A 19467-nucleotide genomic window follows, 5' to 3' on the forward strand; every position below is an offset into this window, starting at 1 on the left:
TTCAAACAATCAATCTAAAGTGCTTACTTGACACGGCCTACGTATTCAGCCGTACGAGTATCAACGCGAATCACTTCACCAATTGAGATGAACAGAGGAACACGAACAACAGCGCCAGTTGATAGCGTAGCTGGTTTACCGCCAGTACCTTGAGTATCACCTTTCAGGCCTGGATCTGTGTCTACCACTTCTAGCTCAACGAAGTTTGGTGGAGTAACAGTAATTGGGTTACCGTTCCAAAGTGTGATCATACAAGTGTTGTTTTCTACCAACCACTTAGCGTTGTCACCTACCGCTTTTGCGTCTGCTGCGATCTGTTCAAACGTTTCACTGTTCATAAAGTGGTAGAATTCGCCGTCTGAATATAGATAATCTAGGTCGATATCCATTACGTCTGCCACTTCACAAGTGTCACCAGACTTGAATGTTTTCTCTAGCACTTTACCAGAAAGAAGTTTACGAATTTTAACGCGGTTGAACGCTTGGCCTTTACCTGGTTTAACGTATTCGTTTTCCAGAATTACACAAGGCTCGTTATCAAGCATTAACTTAAGACCGCCTTTAAATTCATTGGTGCTAACTGTAGCCATTTTTTCCTCTTACATTCTTAGAGCTAAATTCAATGCCGCACATAATAACCCGAAAAGTCGAATCTGTTGAGCAAAACTGGCTCAAACAGTTGGCGAATGGGATCTCTGATCCTGCAAAATTGCTCGAAATACTGGAAATAGATCCTTCACCGTGGCAAGACGGGTTTGCCGCGCGCAAGCTGTTTGCACAGCGTGTACCGCAAAGTTTTGTCGATAGGATGGAGAAAGGCAACCCTAAAGACCCTCTTTTACGTCAGGTTTTACCATTAAGTGACGAATTTGAAGTACATCCGGGCTATTCCAACGATCCGTTAGAAGAGCAGGATAATGAAGTCCCTGGTCTGCTACACAAGTATCGCAACCGCGCCTTAATGATCGTCAAAGGTGGCTGCGCGGTAAATTGCCGTTACTGTTTTCGTCGTCACTTCCCTTATCAAGAAAATAAAAGCGGCAAGCAGGCATGGACAAAGTGCTTAGAGTACATGGCCCAGCAACCAGAGTTGAACGAAGTCATCTTCTCAGGTGGTGACCCATTAATGGCAAAAGACGATGAAATTCATTGGCTTTTAGAGCACATTGCTCATATACCTCACATCAAACGTCTTCGTATTCATAGCCGTTTACCTGTGGTGATTCCAGCTCGCGTCACTGATGAACTATGCCAACTGCTGCAAGCATCAAGGTTACAAATCATCCTCGTGACTCACATCAACCATGCCAACGAAATCAATGACGAATTTGCTGAACAGATGTTCAGACTCAAAAGAGCAGGCGTTACGCTTCTAAACCAAGGCGTTCTGCTGAAAGGCGTGAATGATTCGGTAGAAGCTCAAGTGGCGTTAAGTGAAGCCTTATTTGACGCGGGTATCTTGCCTTATTACCTCCACGTTCTTGATAAGGTGCAAGGCGCGGCGCACTACTTTATTTCGGACGAAGAAGCAAAAGCCATTATGCGCGGACTCATCACGCGTGTATCGGGTTACCTGGTACCAAAACTGACACGAGAAATTGGTGGCAGGCCAAGTAAAACGCCATTGGATTTGCATTTAGAATAGGTCCTGACGCTCAATTAAATTTGTCGTCACGACCGTTCCTTTTTGTTCGCTTTGCACGGTAAGTCTATGCATACTCCGCTCTTTTGGAGGTCAAGATGCATACAGCACTCGAACAAATTTTCGATCTTGGCCCATTCAGCTGGCCTGCCCTACTATGCTGTGCCATTAATGGGCTAATGATCGGTATCGAACGCCAAACTCGTGGTAAACCTGTTGGCATTCGCACGGCAATTCTTATTATTTCAGGCACTTACCTGTTTATGTCGATGGCAGTATCGTTATCGCCAAATACACTCGATCAAGCACGCGTGCTTGGTCAGATTATTACTGGCGTCGGCTTCTTAGGTGCAGGGGTGATGATGACACTCGATGGAAAAATCCACGGCGTAACATCCGCAGCGGTTATTTGGGTACTGGCAGGATTAGGGTTGATGATCGGTTTGGGTTATTTAACGCAGTCGGTGGTCATTACCCTACTGGCTTTAACGGTGTTACTGGGCGTGGATAAAGCAGAAAACCACATCAAAGCATTGCGCCGAGGGGTTCACCAAAGAATTCAACAACGCAAAACCTCATCCCGCTTAATTAAATAGTTAACGCGCCGATAACTCGCTTCACCCCATCAGTAATTAAAAAGCCCTCGACGAATATCGAGGGCTTTCGGTATCTAAAGATTCTGACTTGCTCAGGGATTATTTAGCGAAGTTGATGAGTGGGAAACACTTGAAGAAACCGTTATCCGCACAGTTCAAAAGACCAATTTGTACGCCATCAATTTGATCGGTCATGTTGAAGAAGCCAAACTGAAAGTTAGACTTTTTAGAGATACTCGCTAAGCCCACATCCGCCATGGTGTAGCCTTCAGAATAGTTCACCGCGCTCCAGTTCAAGCCTTTTACATTGTTCGTAATGTTGACAGCACCCAAGTTAACACCCGTCGTCTGACCTTGGTTCCAGTTAACTAAGCCTAAAGACGCACCTTTCATTTCTTGGTTTACCTTTGCTGCACCAAAAAACAAACCGAAGTTCACACCTGTCGTACGATCCGTTTCTGACATACCAAGCAGTGAAAAGTCGACACCTTTAACCTCATTCACCTGTCCATGCAACACGGCTAAACGAACACCACCAACTGACGAGTTAGAAGGTGCGTTTGTGTTGTCGATAGTAGAGAACATCACAGGTGTACTGTCAGCAAGAGCAACTGGTGATGCGATAGCGGCTGCAACCGCCAATGACGTCATAAGCTTTTTCATTTTCATCTCCATGATGGGAAGCAACAATTTACAACATAGTGTAATGTTCAGATTTTGCGCTATCCACGTTCAAAAAGTGTTAGCGGTAGGTCAGATTTAACCATCTGACTCAAAAGAAAAAATTTTATCGCTTCTATTTTCATGTTTTTCCACTGACATTTCTTGAACTCGCCTCTCACAATCGAAGCCACATCAGAATGCTATATTTCTCGGATAACGCGCATAAAAAAGTCGAGGCAAATGCCTCGACTTTTAAAGGTTTGGTCGGTTATCTTTCCGCTATAAGGATTCCCTTAGAGCAAAGAGATAAGCTGGCTTACATCATGCCACCCATACCGCCCATGCCACCCATGCCGCCCATGTCAGGCATCGCTGGTGCGTCTTTTTGCGGTAGGTCAGTAACCATTGCTTCAGTCGTGATCATCAGACCCGCAACCGATGCTGCGAACTGTAGCGCAGAACGAGTTACTTTCGTTGGGTCTAGGATACCCATTTCTAGCATGTCGCCGTATTCGCCTGTTGCCGCGTTGTAACCGTAAGAGCCTTCACCCGCTTTCACGTTGTTCGCAACCACTGAGTCTTCCTCACCTGCGTTCTTCGTGATTTGACGGATTGGCGCTTCCATTGCACGTAGTGCAACGCGGATACCAACGTTTTGCTCTTCGTTGTCACCCGTTAGGTGAGCAATCTTAGATGCCGCGCGGATAAGTGCAACACCACCACCAGCAACAACACCTTCTTCAACCGCTGCACGAGTCGCGGCTAGCGCATCTTCCACACGGTCTTTCTTCTCTTTCATTTCAACTTCAGTTGCTGCACCAACTTTGATTACTGCAACACCGCCAGCCAGTTTCGCTACGCGCTCTTGTAGTTTCTCTTTGTCGTAGTCTGAAGTTGCGTCTTCGATTTGTTGACGAATTTGAGCTACGCGACCAGAGATCATCTCTTCTTCACCGATACCATCGATGATAGTCGTGTTTTCTTTCGTGATAGAAACACGCTTCGCTTGACCTAGATCTTCTAGTGCTACTTTTTCAAGCTCTAGACCGATTTCTTCAGAAATCACAGTGCCGCCTGTTAGGATAGCGATGTCTTGTAGCATTGCTTTACGACGGTCACCGAAGCCAGGTGCTTTCACCGCTGCAACTTTCACGATGCCACGCATGTTGTTGACAACCAATGTTGCTAGCGCTTCGCCTTCTACATCTTCTGCGATGATAAGCAGTGGACGAGACGCTTTCGCTACAGCTTCTAGCGTTGGAAGAAGTTCACGAATGTTTGAGATCTTCTTATCAACTAGCAAGATGAATGGGTTTTCTAGATCAACACTGCCTGACTCTTGGTTGTTGATGAAGTAAGGAGATAGGTAACCGCGGTCGAACTGCATACCTTCAACTACGTCTAGCTCATCTTGTAGCGCCTGACCTTCTTCAACAGTGATAACGCCATCACGGCCCACACGCTCCATTGCTTCAGCAATGATGTTACCTACGCTTGCGTCTGAGTTTGCAGAGATAGTACCAACCTGTGCGATCGCTTTCGTGTCGTTACATTCAACAGAAAGCTCTTTTAGTTGCTCTACTGCTGCTGCTACTGCTTTGTCGATACCACGCTTAAGGTCCATTGGGTTCATACCCGCTGCGACTGCTTTTAGACCTTCGTTTACGATAGATTGTGCTAGTACTGTTGCTGTTGTTGTACCGTCACCTGCCGCGTCGTTTGCTTTAGACGCAACTTCTTTAACCATTTGTGCGCCCATGTTCTGGAATTTATCTTCCAGTTCAATTTCACGAGCTACTGATACACCATCTTTCGTGATAGTCGGTGCACCAAAAGATTTGTCTAGAACGACATTACGTCCTTTTGGACCCAGTGTTACTTTTACTGCGTCAGCCAGAACGTTTACACCCTCTAGCATTTTAACTCGTGCGTCATTACCAAATTTAACGTCTTTAGCAGCCATCTTTGATTTCCTTTCTAAAATTCTTTGTGTGTAATTTCGTAATTGAATCTGAGCAAAAAATTACTCAATGATTGCTATTATTCAACGATCGCCATGATGTCGTTTTCAGACATGACAAGCACTTCTTTACCGTCGATTTTTTCAGTTTTTGTACCGTAACCTTCAGCGAAGATAACAGTATCACCAACTTTAACGTCCAGCGGCAGTACTGTGCCGTTTTCTAGGATGCGGCCTTTACCCACAGCTAGAACAACACCGCGAGTTGATTTTTCTGCAGCAGAACCAGTCAGAACGATGCCACCAGCAGACTTAGATTCAACTTCTTTACGTTCAACGATAACTCGGTCATGTAATGGACGAATGTTCATCGGTCGTCTCTCCTGAAAATTTCCATGTTTATTTGATAATTGTCCTTAGGGACTGTAGCCCCAGACACGTGATCCCTATATAAGGGGTCGAAGCAGCGATCCCAAGGGGGTGGCACAAAATTTTTGTGACTTAGTTAAAATAACGAACAACTAAGCAACGGTTTGCGTTCGAAATGCTCACTCGCCCAGCATCTCGCTTTCTTGTATCCTTGCAGTTTGCTCACCACATAGTTGTCATACATGCAGGAAAATAACAAGCTGGAACCCCAAGCGACCGATAAGCATGGTTTGTTGACCGCACCCATTCCTGAAACGCTGCGGAAAATGACCGTCCCCATGACCATGGGCATGATCGCGATTTTGATGTTTAACTTGGTGGACACGTTTTTTATCTCGTTGCTTGGTACTCAAGCGCTAGCGGCGATCAGCTATACTTTCCCTGTAACCTTTGCGGTTAACTGCATCACGATGGGGATAGGGATGGGCCTATCGACCAATATTGGTCGCTTACTTGGACAAGGTCACGCCCCACAAGCCGCTCGGTTTACCACTCACGGTTTGTTATTAGCGGTGTTACTCGTGGCTATCGCCTCTTCGATTGGCTTTGCCACCATTGCACCACTGTTCCGCTTTCTTGGCGCAGCCGACGACCTAATTCCACTCATCGAAGAGTACATGCAGGTGTGGTATCTCACCATTCCATTGTTGGTGATCCCAATGGCGGGCAATAGCGCGATACGAGCATCTGGGGATACAAAAACACCCGCCAAAATCATGATGTTGGCGGGCTTGATTAACGGCATGCTCGATCCGCTACTGATCTTCGGACTTGGCCCATTCCCCGAGCTTGGCATCCAAGGGGCGGCAATAGCCAGTGCTTTTAGCTGGTTAGGTGCACTATGTGGCTCATTCTATGTGCTAGTTAAAAGGGAAAAATTGCTTGCTCAACCCCAATGGGCTTTGCTGAAACAAGACTGGCAACAGACACTAAAAATTGGTACCCCTGCTGCACTGTCGAACGCGATGAATCCATTGTCCGGTGCCATTCTGATGATGCTGTTATCCAACCACGGTACGGCAGCAGTTGCGGCTTACGGTGCGGCGCAGCGTATTGAGTCTATTTTGATCCTAGTCTTGATGTCTCTGACCTCAGCACTCACGCCATTCATGGCACAAAACTTAGGGGCGAAAAACCCTCAACGCGCCTTTTCCGGCTTATTTATCAGCATGCGTTTTGCGGTGGTGTTCCAAGGGTTTATCTTCTTGATGATGGTGCCATTGAGTATTCCTCTAGCGGCGTTATTCTCGCAGGAAGAAGCAGTAAAAAATCTGCTGTGGCATTACCTGCTTGTGGTGCCGTTTAGTTATGGTTTTCAAGGCATTGTGATGATGTTAATCAGTGGTTTGAATGCGATGCACAAACCATTACGAGCATTTCAATGGAGCTTTATGCGTCTGTTCGTGTTTACCCTGCCATCAGCATGGATCGGAAGCCAGATTTACAGTATTGAAGGCTTGTTTATAGGTATCGCTGTGGGGAATACGTTAGGTGGCCTACTGGGCTATATGTTTGCACTGCGCGAACGTAAATTGACGCTCATTGAACAGAGCAGCGCTTCGTAAGATTTTGTCCGATGCGTCAGCTTCCTTTTGCTGATACTCAAATACAAAAAAACCGCGGAAAGCCGCGGTTTTTCTTTATCTATTTCAAACTTGCTTAGAACAGTTCTTCAGCAACTTTGTATAGATCGTTGCGTACTGGACGCTTCATGTTTTCGATCGCGTCGATGATGTCGTGGTGAACAAGTTGCTCTTTCACGATACCTACACAGCGACCGCCATGACCTTCAAGCAGTAGGTGAACAGCGTAGTTACCCATGCGAGATGCTAGAACGCGGTCAAATGCCGTTGGACGACCACCACGTTGGATGTGACCAAGTACTGTTGCACGAGTTTCACGACCTGTCGCCGCTTCGATGTCACGAGCCAGTTCATTGGCATCCATCATTAGCTCAGTCAACGCGATGATTGCGTGTTTCTTACCTTTTGCAATGCCGTCTTGGATGTTGCTGATCAGCTTGTCTTTGTCTAGGCCAGTTTCTGGAGTGATGATGTACTCACAACCACCCGCGATTGCAGACATCAGAGTTAGGTCACCACAGTGACGACCCATGATTTCTACAATTGAAATACGTTGGTGAGATGAAGAAGTATCACGTAGACGGTCGATCGCATCGATAACTGTGTTTAGTGCACTTAGGTAGCCCACTGTGTAGTCAGTACCAGCGATATCGTTGTCGATTGTGCCTGGTAGACCGATACATGGGTAACCCATTTCAGTCAGTTTCTTCGCACCCATGTACGAACCGTCACCACCGATCACGACTAGTGCATCGATACCATGCTTTTTCAGGTTCTCAATCGCTTTTTCACGCACTTCCACTTCTTTAAATTCAGGGAAACGTGCAGAACCTAGGAACGTACCACCTTTGTTGATCACATCTGAAACGCTAGAACGATCTAGCTTCTCGATGCGGCCTTCGTACAGGCCTAGGTAGCCGTCGTACACACCGAATACTTCCAATCCCTCGGATAGTGCTGTACGTACTACGCCGCGTATCGCCGCGTTCATACCAGGTGCGTCACCGCCACTTGTTAAAACACCGATCTTCTTAATCATGCTCACCCTCGATCTTTGGCAATCAATTATTTAATTTTCTTTTAGGCCCCTTGTTACCAAGCAACCTGCATAATCCAGAACTGTGCGTTATGTTACATTTCCTCTACAGGATTACCAATGAAAACGCACTTTTTTATGTAACTTTTCTACTTATGTAAGAGTATTACAGTTTCTCTATGAAACTTTGTTGATTCACATCAGGATCACGAATCTTAATAAGTATTGATGGAAAGATAGTCAATAAGTGCCTGTTTGTCGTCAGGCACTTATGGATTTTTCGAGCCCTACCAATCTTGCGCTTTTTGCTCTTTCTCTGGCCCAAAAACGACAGACAATGGATCTTGATGGATCAAAACATCCGCATCAGGAAACAAAGCTAAAAGGTTTTCCTCAACTTTATCGGCAATATAGTGCGCTTCGATTAAACGTAAGTTATCGTCTAGCTCCAAGTGCAACTGAATAAAGCGTGTCGGTCCTGACATACGGGTGCGCAGTTGATGAACCCCAAGAACCCCTTTCACATTCAAACATTCATTGCGGATTTGCTCTAATTCGGAATCCGGCAGCTTTCGGTCTAATAACGTCTGAATCGCTTCGCTGACCATTTTGAAGGCGCTGTAAAGAATGAAGACACCAATGCCAATCGCAAACACCGCATCCGCTTGCGTCACGCCAAAGTAGCTGAGTCCCAGAGCCACCATGATCGCAGCGTTCATATACAAATCAGTCTGATAATGCAGAGAATCTGCCGCGATTGCTTGGCTCCCTGTCACGCGTACCACATGTTTTTGGAACATCACCAAGCCAAGTGTGACCACTATCGCAAACAGCGATACATAAACACCGAGCTCCGGCGCATGTAGTGCGTGTGGACGGAAAAATCGGTCAATCCCGTTCAGGATCAAAAATACCGCCGACCCCGAAATAAACATAGCCTGAGCCAAGGCCGCTAAAGACTCAGCTTTACCATGCCCAAACGTATGTTCGCGGTCTGCTGGTTGTAAGGCATAACGGACAACAACGAGATTTACCACCGACGCGGCGATATCCAACATTGAGTCGATCAGTGATGCCAATAGGCTAACTGAGCCGGTTACCCACCATGTGATGACTTTTACAATCAAGAGAAGAGTCGCCACAATAGTTGCAGTCCAAGCTGCGGTCGTCACTAAACGTGCATATTGCTGTTTCATAATCAAAGAGTTAACTCAAACCATACGTTGAGTATATTGAATGCCCATGAAATAACCAGATCAAAAAGAGGCAACCAATGGCTGCCTCTTTATATAACATCAATTCATGACTTAATTATTGCGGTATTTTTCCATGCGCTTATGCATTCTGTCGCCACACTCTTGCATGCGTTCATTTTGCAACTTCACAAACTCTGCTTTTTGTTCTGGCGTTAATACGCTCAGCATTTGGTGCTTTCTTTCTAGCATTTGCACACGGTGCTCAGTTTGGCGTTCAACCATTTCTTTTGCTAATGCGGTCGCTTGCGCTTCATCAAAACTATCCGCTAGTAAGAGTGACTGCATTTTTGCGTGGTGTGCTTGTCGCTCAGCCATACGGGCTTCGCGATTTTCAGAATATTTGCCTTTCATCTGTGCGCGGTTTGCTTCACGGAAAGACTTAAGCTGATCTTTTTGAGCATCCGTCAAATTCAAATCACGCATAATGCCACGGTCCATTCCCATGCCACATTCATCACGCGGGCCTTGATGATGGTTTTTACCACCGTAAGCGAATGCGCTTGCTGCGCCGAGAGTAAGAGGTAGAACAACAGCAGCTAACACAAGTTTTTTTGCAGATTTCATAATTTGATTCCTTACACAGGTGAGTGATTCTTCTGAGCTGTTCTCACAGCGCTTGAGTATAGAATACGACCCACTAGGTAAAGCGACGTATAGGGAGCGTAAAGAATCGTAAAGAGTGATTTTTACCCTCTTCGCAGCACATCATTCCAATGTAATATTAAGCTATCGGTAACTTACTATAGGTGCCCCCATGGCAAACATTCTTTTAATTGATGACGATATCGAGCTAACCAGCTTATTAAAAGAAGTACTCAGTTTCGAAGGATTTGACGTCAGCGAAGCAAATGATGGCGAAGCAGGCTTAGCTGCGGTCAATGATAAGATTGATTTGATTTTGTTGGATGTCATGATGCCGAAGCTAAATGGCATGGAAACCCTTAAACGCTTGCGTGAAAACTGGGAAACTCCTGTCTTGATGCTGACCGCTAAAGGGGAAGAAATTGACCGCGTGATCGGTTTAGAGCTAGGCGCGGATGATTATTTACCGAAACCTTTTAGTGACCGTGAACTGTTAGCACGTATCCGTGCGATCTTACGCCGTACCAGCAGCACACAGAAAAACACCAAAAACAGCGATTGCATTGAGTATCAAGAGCTCCGTCTTTACCCAGGTAAACAAGAAGCATACTGCGATCAACAGTTGCTCGATCTCACAGCAACCGAGTTTGCTCTGTTGACCCACTTTGTGCAAAACCCAGGACAAGTGCTAACTAAAGAAACATTGAGCCTAGATGTGCTTGGTAAACGACTCGCCGCTTTTGATCGCGCGATCGATATGCATGTTTCGAACTTACGTAAAAAATTACCAGATCAGAGCAATGGCAAGCCGCGAATCAAAACCCTGCGTGGTCGTGGCTATATGCTGCTTGAGGAGGATTAATGCGCCTATCACGCATCAAACTGCCAAACATCAATAGCTTGTATGGGCGCATCTTTGCCATTTTTTGGTTCACTATGTTATTGGTGTTGATAGCTGTGCTATCACTGCCACATTTGGACCCTCGCAAAGCTCGCGACATTCCAGAAGAGCACTATAAACGTATGGTAGAAACGCGTGACGCAATCCAACAAAAATACAGTCAGCAAACTGATTTAGGTCGAATACTATTTCGTATCGAGGGTAACCGTCACGGTAAGCATGACCCTCGTCCGCGCGTATTTTTTTCTGACTACAGCGGTAATGTTCTTACGACAGAAAAACGCAGTAACTTCCAATTGCGTGCCATGCAAAACTTTGTCACCAGTATCGAAGATTACAACCAGCCAAAGCAGAAACTGTATGGTCGATACATGATTGCAGGTCCAATCCCAATTACTTTGGCTGGCTCCGATATCTTGATGTATGTGGGCTTCAAGTGGAATGAGCCACCACCACTACTCTTGCGTCTGTTTGATCACCCATTCCAGCTATTGCTCGCGGTCATGCTGGTTAGTACACCACTGCTGTTATGGCTTGCTTGGGCATTGAGTCAGCCAGCGCGTCGTCTTGAAGCCGCCGCTCAACGTGTCGCGAAAGGCGAATTTGTCACAGACCCAAATTTAGAAAAAGGCACAGCAGAGTTTCGTCAGGCTGGCAGCAGCTTCAACCAGATGGTCGAGGCGGTCAATCAGATGATTTCAGGACAGCAACGCCTGCTATCCGACATCTCTCACGAGTTACGCTCACCTTTAACTCGCCTACGTATGGCGAGCGCATTAGCGACGCGTAAGCAGGGTGAAAGCCCAGAACTGACTCGTATCGATACCGAAGCACAGCGCTTGGAACAGATGATCAGCGAATTGCTTGAACTGTCTCGCATGCAGGCGAACAGCCATATGACTCGCGAAACGCAGCCACTAGAAAGTTTGTGGGAAGAGATTATAAAAGATGCGCAGTTTGAAGCTGAGCAAATGGGCAAGCACCTACACTATTCTGAACTGCCAAAACGAAGTATCTCCGGCAATCCTAAATTGCTGATGAGTGCGGTGGAAAACATCGTTCGTAACGCCATTTATTACGGGAAAGATGAGGTGCAAATCGACATCAAGGCCGATGATGATACGCTGCATATCACGGTTGATGACAATGGCGAGGGCGTTCCAGAAGAAGAATTAGCCGCGATTTTTCGCCCGTTTTATCGCGTTTCGACTGCCCGCGATCGCCACTCCGGCGGCACGGGTCTCGGCCTAACCATTACCGAAAGTGCCATCCGCCAGCACAGTGGCACGATCGCAGCAAGTCGAAGTCCGTTAGGCGGATTGCGCGTGAGTATCACCTTACCTATCAATCGTTAACTTCAAGCCGATGGGCTAACAGTAAGCCACACCCTATTTCTAGAGTGAGAGATTCACGGCTTCATCTTCACTTTAGAAATTGGGTGGGAACGCCTTCGAATACCCTTACAAAGATCAAAGTTGATAATAATTATCGTTAGCATTAAAGTGAATTTTCCAATTAAGGAGGATTTACTATGTCACATACATTTCCCGCTCTGCCTTACCCGTACGATTCACTAGAGCCGTACATCGACGCGAAAACCATGGAAGTGCATTACAGCAAACATCACAAGACTTATTTCGATAAGTTCGTAAGTGCCGTTGAAGGGAGCGAGCTCGAAACTCAGTCATTAGACGAGATCTTTGACAATATCTCTAAGCTCAGCCCTGCAGTGCGTAATAATGGCGGCGGCTACTACAACCACATCATTTATTGGAATTGCATGTCTCCAAACGGTGGCGGTGAGCCTCAAGGCGCACTTGCTCAGGCAATTAACGATAAATTTGGTAGCTTTGCGCAATTTAAAGAAGCGTTTGCCCAAGCCGCGATTAATACCTTTGGTTCTGGCTTTGCATGGTTGATCGTAAAAGATGGTGAGATTCACATTACGTCCACCAGCAATCAAGACAACCCTCTGATGGACGTAGTGGATGTACGCGGCGAGCCAATTCTCGCTCTTGACGTGTGGGAGCATGCGTATTACATCAGCTACCAAAACCGTCGCCCAGAATACATTGATGCATGGTGGAACGTCGTTAATTGGCGAGCGGTTGAAGAAAATTACGCTCACGCTCTATTATAAAGAGCATCGATAGTTACGGTATTAGCGTCCGCGCTAATGACTGCTTTCATACCCAGGTCAATCTTGCTGAATCTCGCATATCTTGCTGACTTGGGTATATACTGCCCCTCTATTTGACCAACTCTATTTCAATACCATGTTTGATATCGCTTTATACGAACCAGAAATCGCGCCGAACACCGGCAACATCATTCGACTTTGTGCCAACTGCGGTGCAAACCTTCACTTAATTGAACCTCTGGGTTTCGATCTTGAAGAGAAGAAAGTCCGCCGCGCTGGTTTGGATTACCATGATTTAGCTCGCGTAACGCGTCATAAGAACTATCAAGCATTCTTAGAATATTTAGAGAAAGAGAAACAAGGTAACTACCGATTGTTTGCCTGCACCACCAAAACCACAGGTCACCACGTTGATGCACAATACCAAGCAGGTGACGTATTGATGTTTGGTCCAGAAACTCGTGGCTTGCCTGCTGAAATCATCGATAGCTTGCCAATGGAGCAGCGTATCCGCATTCCAATGATGCCAGATGCGCGCAGCCTAAACCTTTCGAACGCCGTTGCGATCATTGCTTTTGAAGCATGGCGTCAAATGGGGTTTGAAGGCGCGTTGTAAGCCCCACGAATTCCAAACACAAAAAAGGGCGCTCGTGCGCCCTTTTGTTTTCTTTACTCTCTGACTCAATCAGTTGAGCTTGTTGCGATCATCATCGTCTTTACGCTCGTATTCCCCTTCAAAGGTATTACCATCGTCTGACTGGGAATTAAATGGGTCACGGCGGAACGGGTCTTGCTCAAATGGCCCTTGGTTAGAGAAACCACCTTGGAAGCCACCACCATGCATGGTTTTCACCACCATTTTACTCATCAAGTATTTGGCAATCGCGGCGCGTGGCGCAGGAAGCAACACCAGCATACCAAGAGCATCGGTCATAAAGCCCGGTGTTAACAGCAGCACGCCAGCCACCGCTAGCATTACGCCTTCAAAAATTTGCTGGGCTGGAATTTCACCTTGTTCCAGACGCCCCTGCACCGACATCAAAGTTTGGATGCCTTGGCTGCGCACCAACGATGCACCGACAAATGCCGTGATTAATACTAATGCAATAGTCGGCCACAAACCTAAAAAGCCGCCCACCTGAATAAATAAGCCGATTTCAATGATCGGGACAAAAATAAACGCCAATAATAAGATAGGAAACACACGCCCTCCTTTGTTTAATTCAGTGTAATGGTAAAAGCGGACTAAGCTCAAACGAATCGTTGTAAAAAAGCGTGTTCATACTGGTCTCTTCCTACGCAGAAAAAGTGGTAGTGGAGTGTTTCATTCAATTGCATACCGATTTTTTCGTGCTTTTAAAGTGCTAATTTCGAACTCTAAAAACCCATGTTTGTCGAGGAAAATCGAGTACCCATAAAGGGTTATTAATAACCCGTTCATACTTTGCAAATTATTGACTCATGAAAAACGAAAAAGGTGATCTAGTTACTATTTTTATGCGCTAGGTGCAGTATCATGTGCCACATAAGTCAGGACGGATTTTCCAGCCAAAAATTCTGATGAATGGATTCTAGATTGCAGAAATGGCTAATAAATAACTTTATTATCAGAATTATCATCTAAGGATCCTGCTATGGCTACCCTATCTGATGCTCCAAAAACAGCAAACCCAGCCACTCGTATTGAAGAAGATCTATTAGGTCAACGTCATGTCCCTGCAGATGCGTACTACGGTATTCATACGCTACGTGCGATCGAGAACTTCAACATCTCTAATATGACCATCTCTGACGTACCAGAATTTGTACGCGGTATGGTAATGACCAAAAAAGCAGCGGCGTTGGCAAACAAAGAACTTGGTGCGATTCCAAAAGACGTTGCAAACTACATCATCGAAGCGTGTGATTTGATCCTAGAAACTGGCAAGTGCATGGATCAGTTCCCATCAGACGTATTCCAAGGTGGTGCGGGCACTTCAGTGAACATGAACACGAACGAAGTGATCGCAAACGTTGCGCTTGAGCTAATGGGTAAAGAGAAAGGTCAATACGAATTTGTTAACCCAAATGACCACGTAAACAAGAGCCAATCAACCAACTGTGCGTACCCAACGGGTTTCCGTATCGCGGTTTACAACAGCGTACACAAACTAATGGAAGCAATTGAGTACCTAAAAGGCGCATTCGAACTTAAAGCAATTGAGTTTAAAGATGTACTGAAAATGGGTCGTACTCAGCTACAAGACGCGGTACCAATGACTGTAGGTCAAGAGTTCCACGCTTGGGCAGTAACACTAAACGAAGAGATTCGTGCTCTAGATTACACCTCTAAACTACTCCTAGAAATCAACCTAGGCGCAACCGCAATCGGTACAGGTCTAAATACACCGACTGGCTACCAAGCTCTTGCAGTAAAACACCTAGCGGAAGTAACAGGTCTTGACGTTGTTGCGGCAGAAGACCTTATCGAAGCGACTTCTGACTGTGGCGCATACGTAATGACGCACAGTGCACTAAAACGTCTAGCGGTGAAACTATCGAAGATCTGTAACGACCTTCGTCTACTTTCTTCTGGCCCACGCGCTGGTCTAAATGAATTGAACCTACCTGAAATGCAAGCAGGTTCTTCAATCATGCCAGCAAAAGTAAACCCAGTTATCCCAGAAGTAGTAAACCAAGTTTGCTTCAAAGTTCTAGGTAACGACAACACGGTTTCTTTCGCAGCAGAAGGCGGTCAGCTACAGCTAAACGTAATGGAACCAGTTATCGCACAAAGCATGTTTGAGTCTATCTCTCTACTACACAATGCGTGTGTGAACCTACGTGATAAATGTATCGACGGCATCACAGTCAATAAAGAGACTTGTGAAAACTACGTTTACAACTCAATCGGTATCGTCACTTACCTAAACCCATACATCGGCCACCACGAAGGTGACATCGTAGGTAAGATTTGTGCGGAAACCGGTAAGAGTGTTCGCGAAGTTGTGCTAGAGCGCGGTCTGCTAACCGCAGAAGAGCTTGATGAAATCTTGTCAGTAGAAAACTTCATGCATCCAACTTACAAAGCGAAACGCTACGAGTAATAACTAATTCGAAGGGGGCCACTCAGGCCCCTTTTTTAGGCTCTCATACGGTTAACCACATTTTTTATATGCTTTTATTGCCATTAGGCCACTGGGTTCTAATTCTCTGAGCATTTACTCCTGTTCCTGAGTGTTCAAAAAATCAGAATCAAATAAAAACTAAAGAGGTATCAATATGGTCATGGTCGAACTCTTCGTGGTTCTGCTCTTCATCTATTTGGGGGCTAGAATCGGCGGTATCGGCATTGGTTTTGCCGGTGGTGCTGGGGTCATTGCGTTGTCTTTGATCTTGGGCGTACCAACAAGCCAAGCTTACATTCCCGTTGACGTAATTTTGATCATCATGTCTGTCATCACGGCCATCGCAGCAATGCAAGTGGCTGGTGGTTTAGACTGGATGGTGCAAGTTGCTGAAAACTTTTTGCGCAAGCATCCTGAGCGCATCACCTTTTATGCGCCTATCGTAACTTACCTAATGACATTAATGGCGGGTACTGGCCACACGGCATTCTCTACTTTGCCAGTAATTGCAGAAGTCGCGAAAGGTCAAGGTGTGCGCCCTTCTCGTCCTCTGTCTATTGCGGTTGTCGCATCGCAAATCGCGATCACTGCCTCGCCAATCTCAGCGGCTGTTGTAGCGTTTGCGGCAATGCTGCACCCATTTGGCGTTGACTACCTAACACTACTAGCAATCTGTATCCCAACCACGTTCATAGCGTGCATGATCGGTGCGTTCGTGGCGAACTTCATGGGCTGTGAGCTAAAAGACGATGCTGAATACCAAGAGCGTCTAGAAAAAGGCTTAATCAAGCTAAATACAGAAGCAAAACGCGAAATCCTACCAACAGCGAAGAAAGCGACGTTCATCTTCCTAGGCGCAATCGCATTCGTAGTGTGTTACGCAGCAGCAATTTCTGGCTCTGTTGGCCTTATCGAGAACCCTGCTCTAGGTCGTAACGAAGCTATCATGACGGTAATGCTAGCAGCCGCGGCAGCTATCGTAATGAGCTGTAAAATCGACGCTGGCAAAATTCCAGCCGCAGCAACATTCCGCTCTGGTATGACAGCGTGTGTGTGTGTTCTTGGTGTGGCATGGTTAGGTTCTACGTTCGTTAACGCGCACGTTGACGGCATCAAAGAAGTCGCTGGAGCACTACTAGCAGACTACCCATGGATGCTAGCACTTGTTCTATTCTTCGCTTCAATGCTGCTTTACTCGCAAGGTGCAACCACGGTTGCGCTGATGCCAGCAGCACTAGCAATCGGTGTGGCACCACTTACCGCAGTTGCATCTTTCGCAGCAGTAAGTGCGCTATTCGTACTGCCAACTTACCCAACGCTTCTAGCAGCGGTTGAGATGGACGACACGGGTTCAACTCGTATCGGTAAGTACGTATTCAACCACCCATTCTTTGTACCTGGTGTGGTAACCATCGCTTCTGCGGTAGCCCTTGGCTTCGCATTCGGTGGTCTACTGATCTAGTGGAAACAGAGTCTTACTCGGGGAGCTTCGGCTCCCTTTTTTATTGCCTGTCGTCTTGAATTATGCTCAATAAATCTTCATTTTCATGAAACTTATTGACTCGCCTCCGGGTCTGATTGAGTTACACTAACGGCAATTATCTAAGATGAATTGACTCTTTTATGCGCGCATTACTTTCCGTTTTACTCTTAGGGTTCATTACCTTTTCCACTCCGTCTTTAGCTTTATTTGGCAAAGACCAGTTTACCAATAGCCAGAACAACAGTTTTGGTAGCAGCAGCGACAGCTTTGTTCCGGTCGATCAGGCATTTCCGTTTAATTTCTACCAGCAAGACGACAAATTGATGCTCGATTGGCAGGTACGCGATGGTTATTACCTGTATCAAGAGCGTTTATCTGTGTCTGGTGAGAACATCTCACTGGGCGAACTGCAAATGGAAAACGGCACGCCACATAAAGATGAATTCTTTGGTGATGTGCATATCTATACCACACCACTATTTGTCAATATCCCACTGAGTAATTGGCAAGAGGGCGCGCGCGTCCTTGTGCAATATCAAGGCTGTGCGAAAGCGGGCTTCTGCTACCCACCAGAAACACGTGAGATTCCAATCAGCGCGTTTTCTTCATCCAATTCCGACACCGTAGCACCGACTGCCAAGGCACCGGCGACAGAACAAGCACAGCCAGCAACAAAACCAACCACCACTTCAGTACCAGTCAGTGAGCAAGATAGCTTAGCCGCGAATCTAGCCGGCAAGTGGTGGACGCCGCTGTTGTTTTTGGCACTTGGTGTGGGTCTAGCATTTACCCCTTGTGTGCTGCCGATGTACCCAATTTTGACCAGCATCGTGCTTGGTAGCGGCAAACTGAGCCAACGTCGTGCGCTTGGTTTGTCATTTGTTTACGTACAAGGCATGGCGCTGACTTACACACTGCTCGGCCTTGTAGTGGCGTCTGCGGGCATGCAGTTCCAAGCGGCGATGCAACACCCTTATGTGCTGATTGGTTTGAGTGTACTGTTCATTGCATTAGCTATGTCGATGTTTGGTCTGTACTCATTGCAGTTACCAAGCAGCGTGCAAACGTGGCTGAATAACTTAAGTAACAAGCAGCAAGGTGGTAGCAGTGCAGGTGTATTTGCAATGGGGGCAATATCTGGCTTGGTTTGTTCTCCGTGTACTACCGCCCCACTCTCTGGTGCGCTGCTTTACGTCGCACAAAGTGGCGACTTACTCACCGGTGGGGTCGCCCTTTACGCGCTGGCGATGGGCATGGGTATTCCGTTGATCCTTGTAGCGGTATTTGGCAACAAGTTGCTACCAAAAGCCGGCGGTTGGATGGACCGCGTGAAAACGCTGTTCGGCTTTATTCTGCTTGCTGCGCCTATCTTCTTGTTGGAACGCATCATGCCAGAAATGTGGTCAACAATTCTGTGGTCAACACTGGGCATCGCTGCCTTTGGTTGGCTGTATCATGTGAAAAACAGCTTGGAGTTTGGTGGCTGGAAACAAAGCGCCGTTGGCATCATCGCCGTATTGGGTTTGCTCGCGTCAGCACAGCCAGTATTAAATTACTGGTTTGGTAATAACGCAACGCAAGCTCAACAAACTTCCGTAAGCTTTACACGCATTGCCAATGTTGCAGAGTTGGAAGAACAACTAGCGCTAGCCAAAACAGCGGGCAAACCTGTGATGCTCGACTTCTACGCTGACTGGTGTGTGGCGTGTAAAGAGTTTGAGAAGTACACCTTCCATGATCCAAGCGTCGAAGCCAAGCTAAAAGACTTTGTTCTTCTGCAAGCTGATGTAACCAAGAACCAAGTGCAAGATATTGAATTACTCAAACACATGAACGTGCTTGGCTTGCCAACCATCGAGTTCTGGGATGCGAATGGCAAACACGTTTCAAACGCGCGTTTAACCGGTTTTATGCAAGCCGAGCCTTTCTTAGAGCACATCCAACAATTCTGATCACCAGATATTCAAACGCCAGTGATGACCACTGGCGTTTTTTATTACCCAGATTTGAATGAGAAAATTGCGCTTATATGCAATTTTCCTAATAAAAGTCGATTTGGTTCAGACTTTTAGCGAATAAATATTGTCCA

The 19467-nt window shown here is 46.4% G+C and carries 18 protein-coding genes; 10 read left to right on the plus strand and 8 right to left on the minus strand.

Features of this window, described 5'->3' with window-relative positions:
• Window positions 1-23: 23 nt before the first annotated feature.
• The gene (efp, locus tag B7360_RS19285) at window positions 24-590 is read right to left on the minus strand and encodes an elongation factor P (RefSeq protein WP_005395425.1); all 567 of its coding nucleotides are present in this window, start codon (window positions 588-590) and stop codon (window positions 24-26) included.
• Window positions 591-622: 32 nt separating this feature from the next.
• Here efp and epmB point away from each other — a divergent pair, with 32 nt between their 5' ends.
• Complete coding sequence (epmB, locus tag B7360_RS19290; protein ID WP_085344383.1) at window positions 623-1645, plus strand: EF-P beta-lysylation protein EpmB; 1023 nt, start codon at window positions 623-625, stop codon at window positions 1643-1645.
• Window positions 1646-1740: 95 nt separating this feature from the next.
• Window positions 1741-2238, plus strand: coding sequence for an MgtC/SapB family protein (locus B7360_RS19295; protein WP_005395427.1), 498 nt, complete (start codon window positions 1741-1743; stop codon window positions 2236-2238).
• A 99-nt stretch (window positions 2239-2337) separates the two neighbouring features.
• Here the strand turns inward: B7360_RS19295 and B7360_RS19300 are convergent, their stop codons facing one another.
• The 3 genes from B7360_RS19300 to B7360_RS19310 all read right to left on the minus strand — a co-directional run bounded on the left by B7360_RS19300 (window position 2338) and on the right by B7360_RS19310 (window position 5232).
• A complete protein-coding gene (locus tag B7360_RS19300) occupies window positions 2338-2901 on the minus strand; it encodes a VC2662 family protein (RefSeq protein ID WP_005395435.1) in 564 nt (187 codons plus the stop codon).
• A 316-nt stretch (window positions 2902-3217) separates the two neighbouring features.
• Entirely contained in the window at window positions 3218-4864 is a 1647-nt protein-coding gene (groL, locus tag B7360_RS19305; protein ID WP_005381509.1) for a chaperonin GroEL, read from the minus strand.
• Window positions 4865-4941: 77 nt separating this feature from the next.
• Window positions 4942-5232, minus strand: a complete 291-nt coding sequence (locus B7360_RS19310; RefSeq protein WP_005381516.1) for a co-chaperone GroES — start codon at window positions 5230-5232, stop codon at window positions 4942-4944.
• Between the two features lie 240 nt (window positions 5233-5472).
• On the opposite strand from B7360_RS19310, the gene B7360_RS19315 reads away from it, so the two are divergent.
• Window positions 5473-6855, plus strand: a complete 1383-nt coding sequence (locus B7360_RS19315; RefSeq protein ID WP_085344384.1) for an MATE family efflux transporter — start codon at window positions 5473-5475, stop codon at window positions 6853-6855.
• 94 nt (window positions 6856-6949) lie between these two features.
• Here B7360_RS19315 and pfkA read toward each other — a convergent pair whose 3' ends face one another.
• From pfkA to B7360_RS19330, 3 genes are all read right to left on the minus strand, one after another.
• Window positions 6950-7912 (minus strand): 6-phosphofructokinase, encoded by a 963-nt coding sequence (gene pfkA / locus B7360_RS19320; RefSeq protein ID WP_048626679.1) that lies wholly within the window; start codon window positions 7910-7912, stop codon window positions 6950-6952.
• A 284-nt stretch (window positions 7913-8196) separates the two neighbouring features.
• Window positions 8197-9105: a CDF family cation-efflux transporter FieF gene (gene fieF, locus B7360_RS19325; RefSeq protein WP_005397530.1), complete on the minus strand. Its 909-nt coding sequence runs from the start codon at window positions 9103-9105 to the stop codon at window positions 8197-8199.
• A 111-nt stretch (window positions 9106-9216) separates the two neighbouring features.
• Window positions 9217-9729, minus strand: coding sequence for a CpxP family protein (locus tag B7360_RS19330; protein WP_005397532.1), 513 nt, complete (start codon window positions 9727-9729; stop codon window positions 9217-9219).
• Between the two features lie 190 nt (window positions 9730-9919).
• Here B7360_RS19330 and B7360_RS19335 point away from each other — a divergent pair, with 190 nt between their 5' ends.
• The 4 genes from B7360_RS19335 (at window position 9920) to trmL (ending at window position 13404) form a co-directional block, all read left to right on the plus strand.
• On the plus strand, window positions 9920-10609 hold the full coding sequence (locus tag B7360_RS19335; RefSeq protein ID WP_005397534.1) for a response regulator: 690 nt from the start codon (window positions 9920-9922) through the stop codon (window positions 10607-10609).
• On the plus strand, window positions 10609-12003 hold the full coding sequence (cpxA, locus tag B7360_RS19340) for an envelope stress sensor histidine kinase CpxA (RefSeq protein ID WP_085344385.1): 1395 nt from the start codon (window positions 10609-10611) through the stop codon (window positions 12001-12003). Before B7360_RS19335 ends, cpxA begins: the two co-directional genes overlap by 1 nt.
• A 176-nt stretch (window positions 12004-12179) precedes the next feature.
• Window positions 12180-12788 carry a superoxide dismutase gene (locus tag B7360_RS19345; protein ID WP_005397537.1) on the plus strand — a complete coding sequence of 203 codons (609 nt, stop codon included), beginning with the start codon at window positions 12180-12182 and terminating at the stop codon, window positions 12786-12788.
• Between the two features lie 136 nt (window positions 12789-12924).
• Window positions 12925-13404: a tRNA (uridine(34)/cytosine(34)/5-carboxymethylaminomethyluridine(34)-2'-O)-methyltransferase TrmL gene (gene trmL, locus B7360_RS19350; RefSeq protein ID WP_005382381.1), complete on the plus strand. Its 480-nt coding sequence runs from the start codon at window positions 12925-12927 to the stop codon at window positions 13402-13404.
• A gap of 69 nt (window positions 13405-13473) precedes the next feature.
• Here the strand turns inward: trmL and B7360_RS19355 are convergent, their stop codons facing one another.
• Window positions 13474-13992 carry an FxsA family protein gene (locus tag B7360_RS19355; RefSeq protein WP_053807754.1) on the minus strand — a complete coding sequence of 173 codons (519 nt, stop codon included), beginning with the start codon at window positions 13990-13992 and terminating at the stop codon, window positions 13474-13476.
• A 430-nt stretch (window positions 13993-14422) separates the two neighbouring features.
• Here B7360_RS19355 and aspA point away from each other — a divergent pair, with 430 nt between their 5' ends.
• From aspA to B7360_RS19370, 3 genes are all read left to right on the plus strand, one after another.
• On the plus strand, window positions 14423-15874 hold the full coding sequence (gene aspA, locus B7360_RS19360; RefSeq protein WP_005397540.1) for an aspartate ammonia-lyase: 1452 nt from the start codon (window positions 14423-14425) through the stop codon (window positions 15872-15874).
• A gap of 175 nt (window positions 15875-16049) precedes the next feature.
• On the plus strand, window positions 16050-17357 hold the full coding sequence (locus B7360_RS19365) for an anaerobic C4-dicarboxylate transporter (protein WP_005382378.1): 1308 nt from the start codon (window positions 16050-16052) through the stop codon (window positions 17355-17357).
• A gap of 161 nt (window positions 17358-17518) precedes the next feature.
• The gene (locus B7360_RS19370) at window positions 17519-19330 is read left to right on the plus strand and encodes a protein-disulfide reductase DsbD (RefSeq protein WP_085344386.1); all 1812 of its coding nucleotides are present in this window, start codon (window positions 17519-17521) and stop codon (window positions 19328-19330) included.
• Window positions 19331-19467: the final 137 nt, after the last annotated feature.

The organism is Vibrio sp. ArtGut-C1, from assembly GCF_002105475.1.
Classification (GTDB): Bacteria; Pseudomonadota; Gammaproteobacteria; order Enterobacterales; family Vibrionaceae; genus Vibrio; species Vibrio diabolicus.

Coding starts and splice junctions, on each gene's coding strand:
- B7360_RS19310 (WP_005381516.1), bottom strand. CDS start 5,232: ATGAACATTCGTCCATTACATGACCGAGTTATCGTTGAACGTAAAGAA.
- epmB (WP_085344383.1), top strand. CDS start 623: ATGCCGCACATAATAACCCGAAAAGTCGAATCTGTTGAGCAAAACTGG.
- B7360_RS19330 (WP_005397532.1), bottom strand. CDS start 9,729: ATGAAATCTGCAAAAAAACTTGTGTTAGCTGCTGTTGTTCTACCTCTT.
- trmL (WP_005382381.1), top strand. CDS start 12,925: ATGTTTGATATCGCTTTATACGAACCAGAAATCGCGCCGAACACCGGC.
- B7360_RS19370 (WP_085344386.1), top strand. CDS start 17,519: ATGCGCGCATTACTTTCCGTTTTACTCTTAGGGTTCATTACCTTTTCC.
- B7360_RS19295 (WP_005395427.1), top strand. CDS start 1,741: ATGCATACAGCACTCGAACAAATTTTCGATCTTGGCCCATTCAGCTGG.
- B7360_RS19315 (WP_085344384.1), top strand. CDS start 5,473: ATGCAGGAAAATAACAAGCTGGAACCCCAAGCGACCGATAAGCATGGT.
- B7360_RS19345 (WP_005397537.1), top strand. CDS start 12,180: ATGTCACATACATTTCCCGCTCTGCCTTACCCGTACGATTCACTAGAG.
- aspA (WP_005397540.1), top strand. CDS start 14,423: ATGGCTACCCTATCTGATGCTCCAAAAACAGCAAACCCAGCCACTCGT.
- B7360_RS19365 (WP_005382378.1), top strand. CDS start 16,050: ATGGTCATGGTCGAACTCTTCGTGGTTCTGCTCTTCATCTATTTGGGG.
- pfkA (WP_048626679.1), bottom strand. CDS start 7,912: ATGATTAAGAAGATCGGTGTTTTAACAAGTGGCGGTGACGCACCTGGT.
- B7360_RS19300 (WP_005395435.1), bottom strand. CDS start 2,901: ATGAAAAAGCTTATGACGTCATTGGCGGTTGCAGCCGCTATCGCATCA.
- fieF (WP_005397530.1), bottom strand. CDS start 9,105: ATGAAACAGCAATATGCACGTTTAGTGACGACCGCAGCTTGGACTGCA.
- cpxA (WP_085344385.1), top strand. CDS start 10,609: ATGCGCCTATCACGCATCAAACTGCCAAACATCAATAGCTTGTATGGG.
- groL (WP_005381509.1), bottom strand. CDS start 4,864: ATGGCTGCTAAAGACGTTAAATTTGGTAATGACGCACGAGTTAAAATG.
- efp (WP_005395425.1), bottom strand. CDS start 590: ATGGCTACAGTTAGCACCAATGAATTTAAAGGCGGTCTTAAGTTAATG.
- B7360_RS19335 (WP_005397534.1), top strand. CDS start 9,920: ATGGCAAACATTCTTTTAATTGATGACGATATCGAGCTAACCAGCTTA.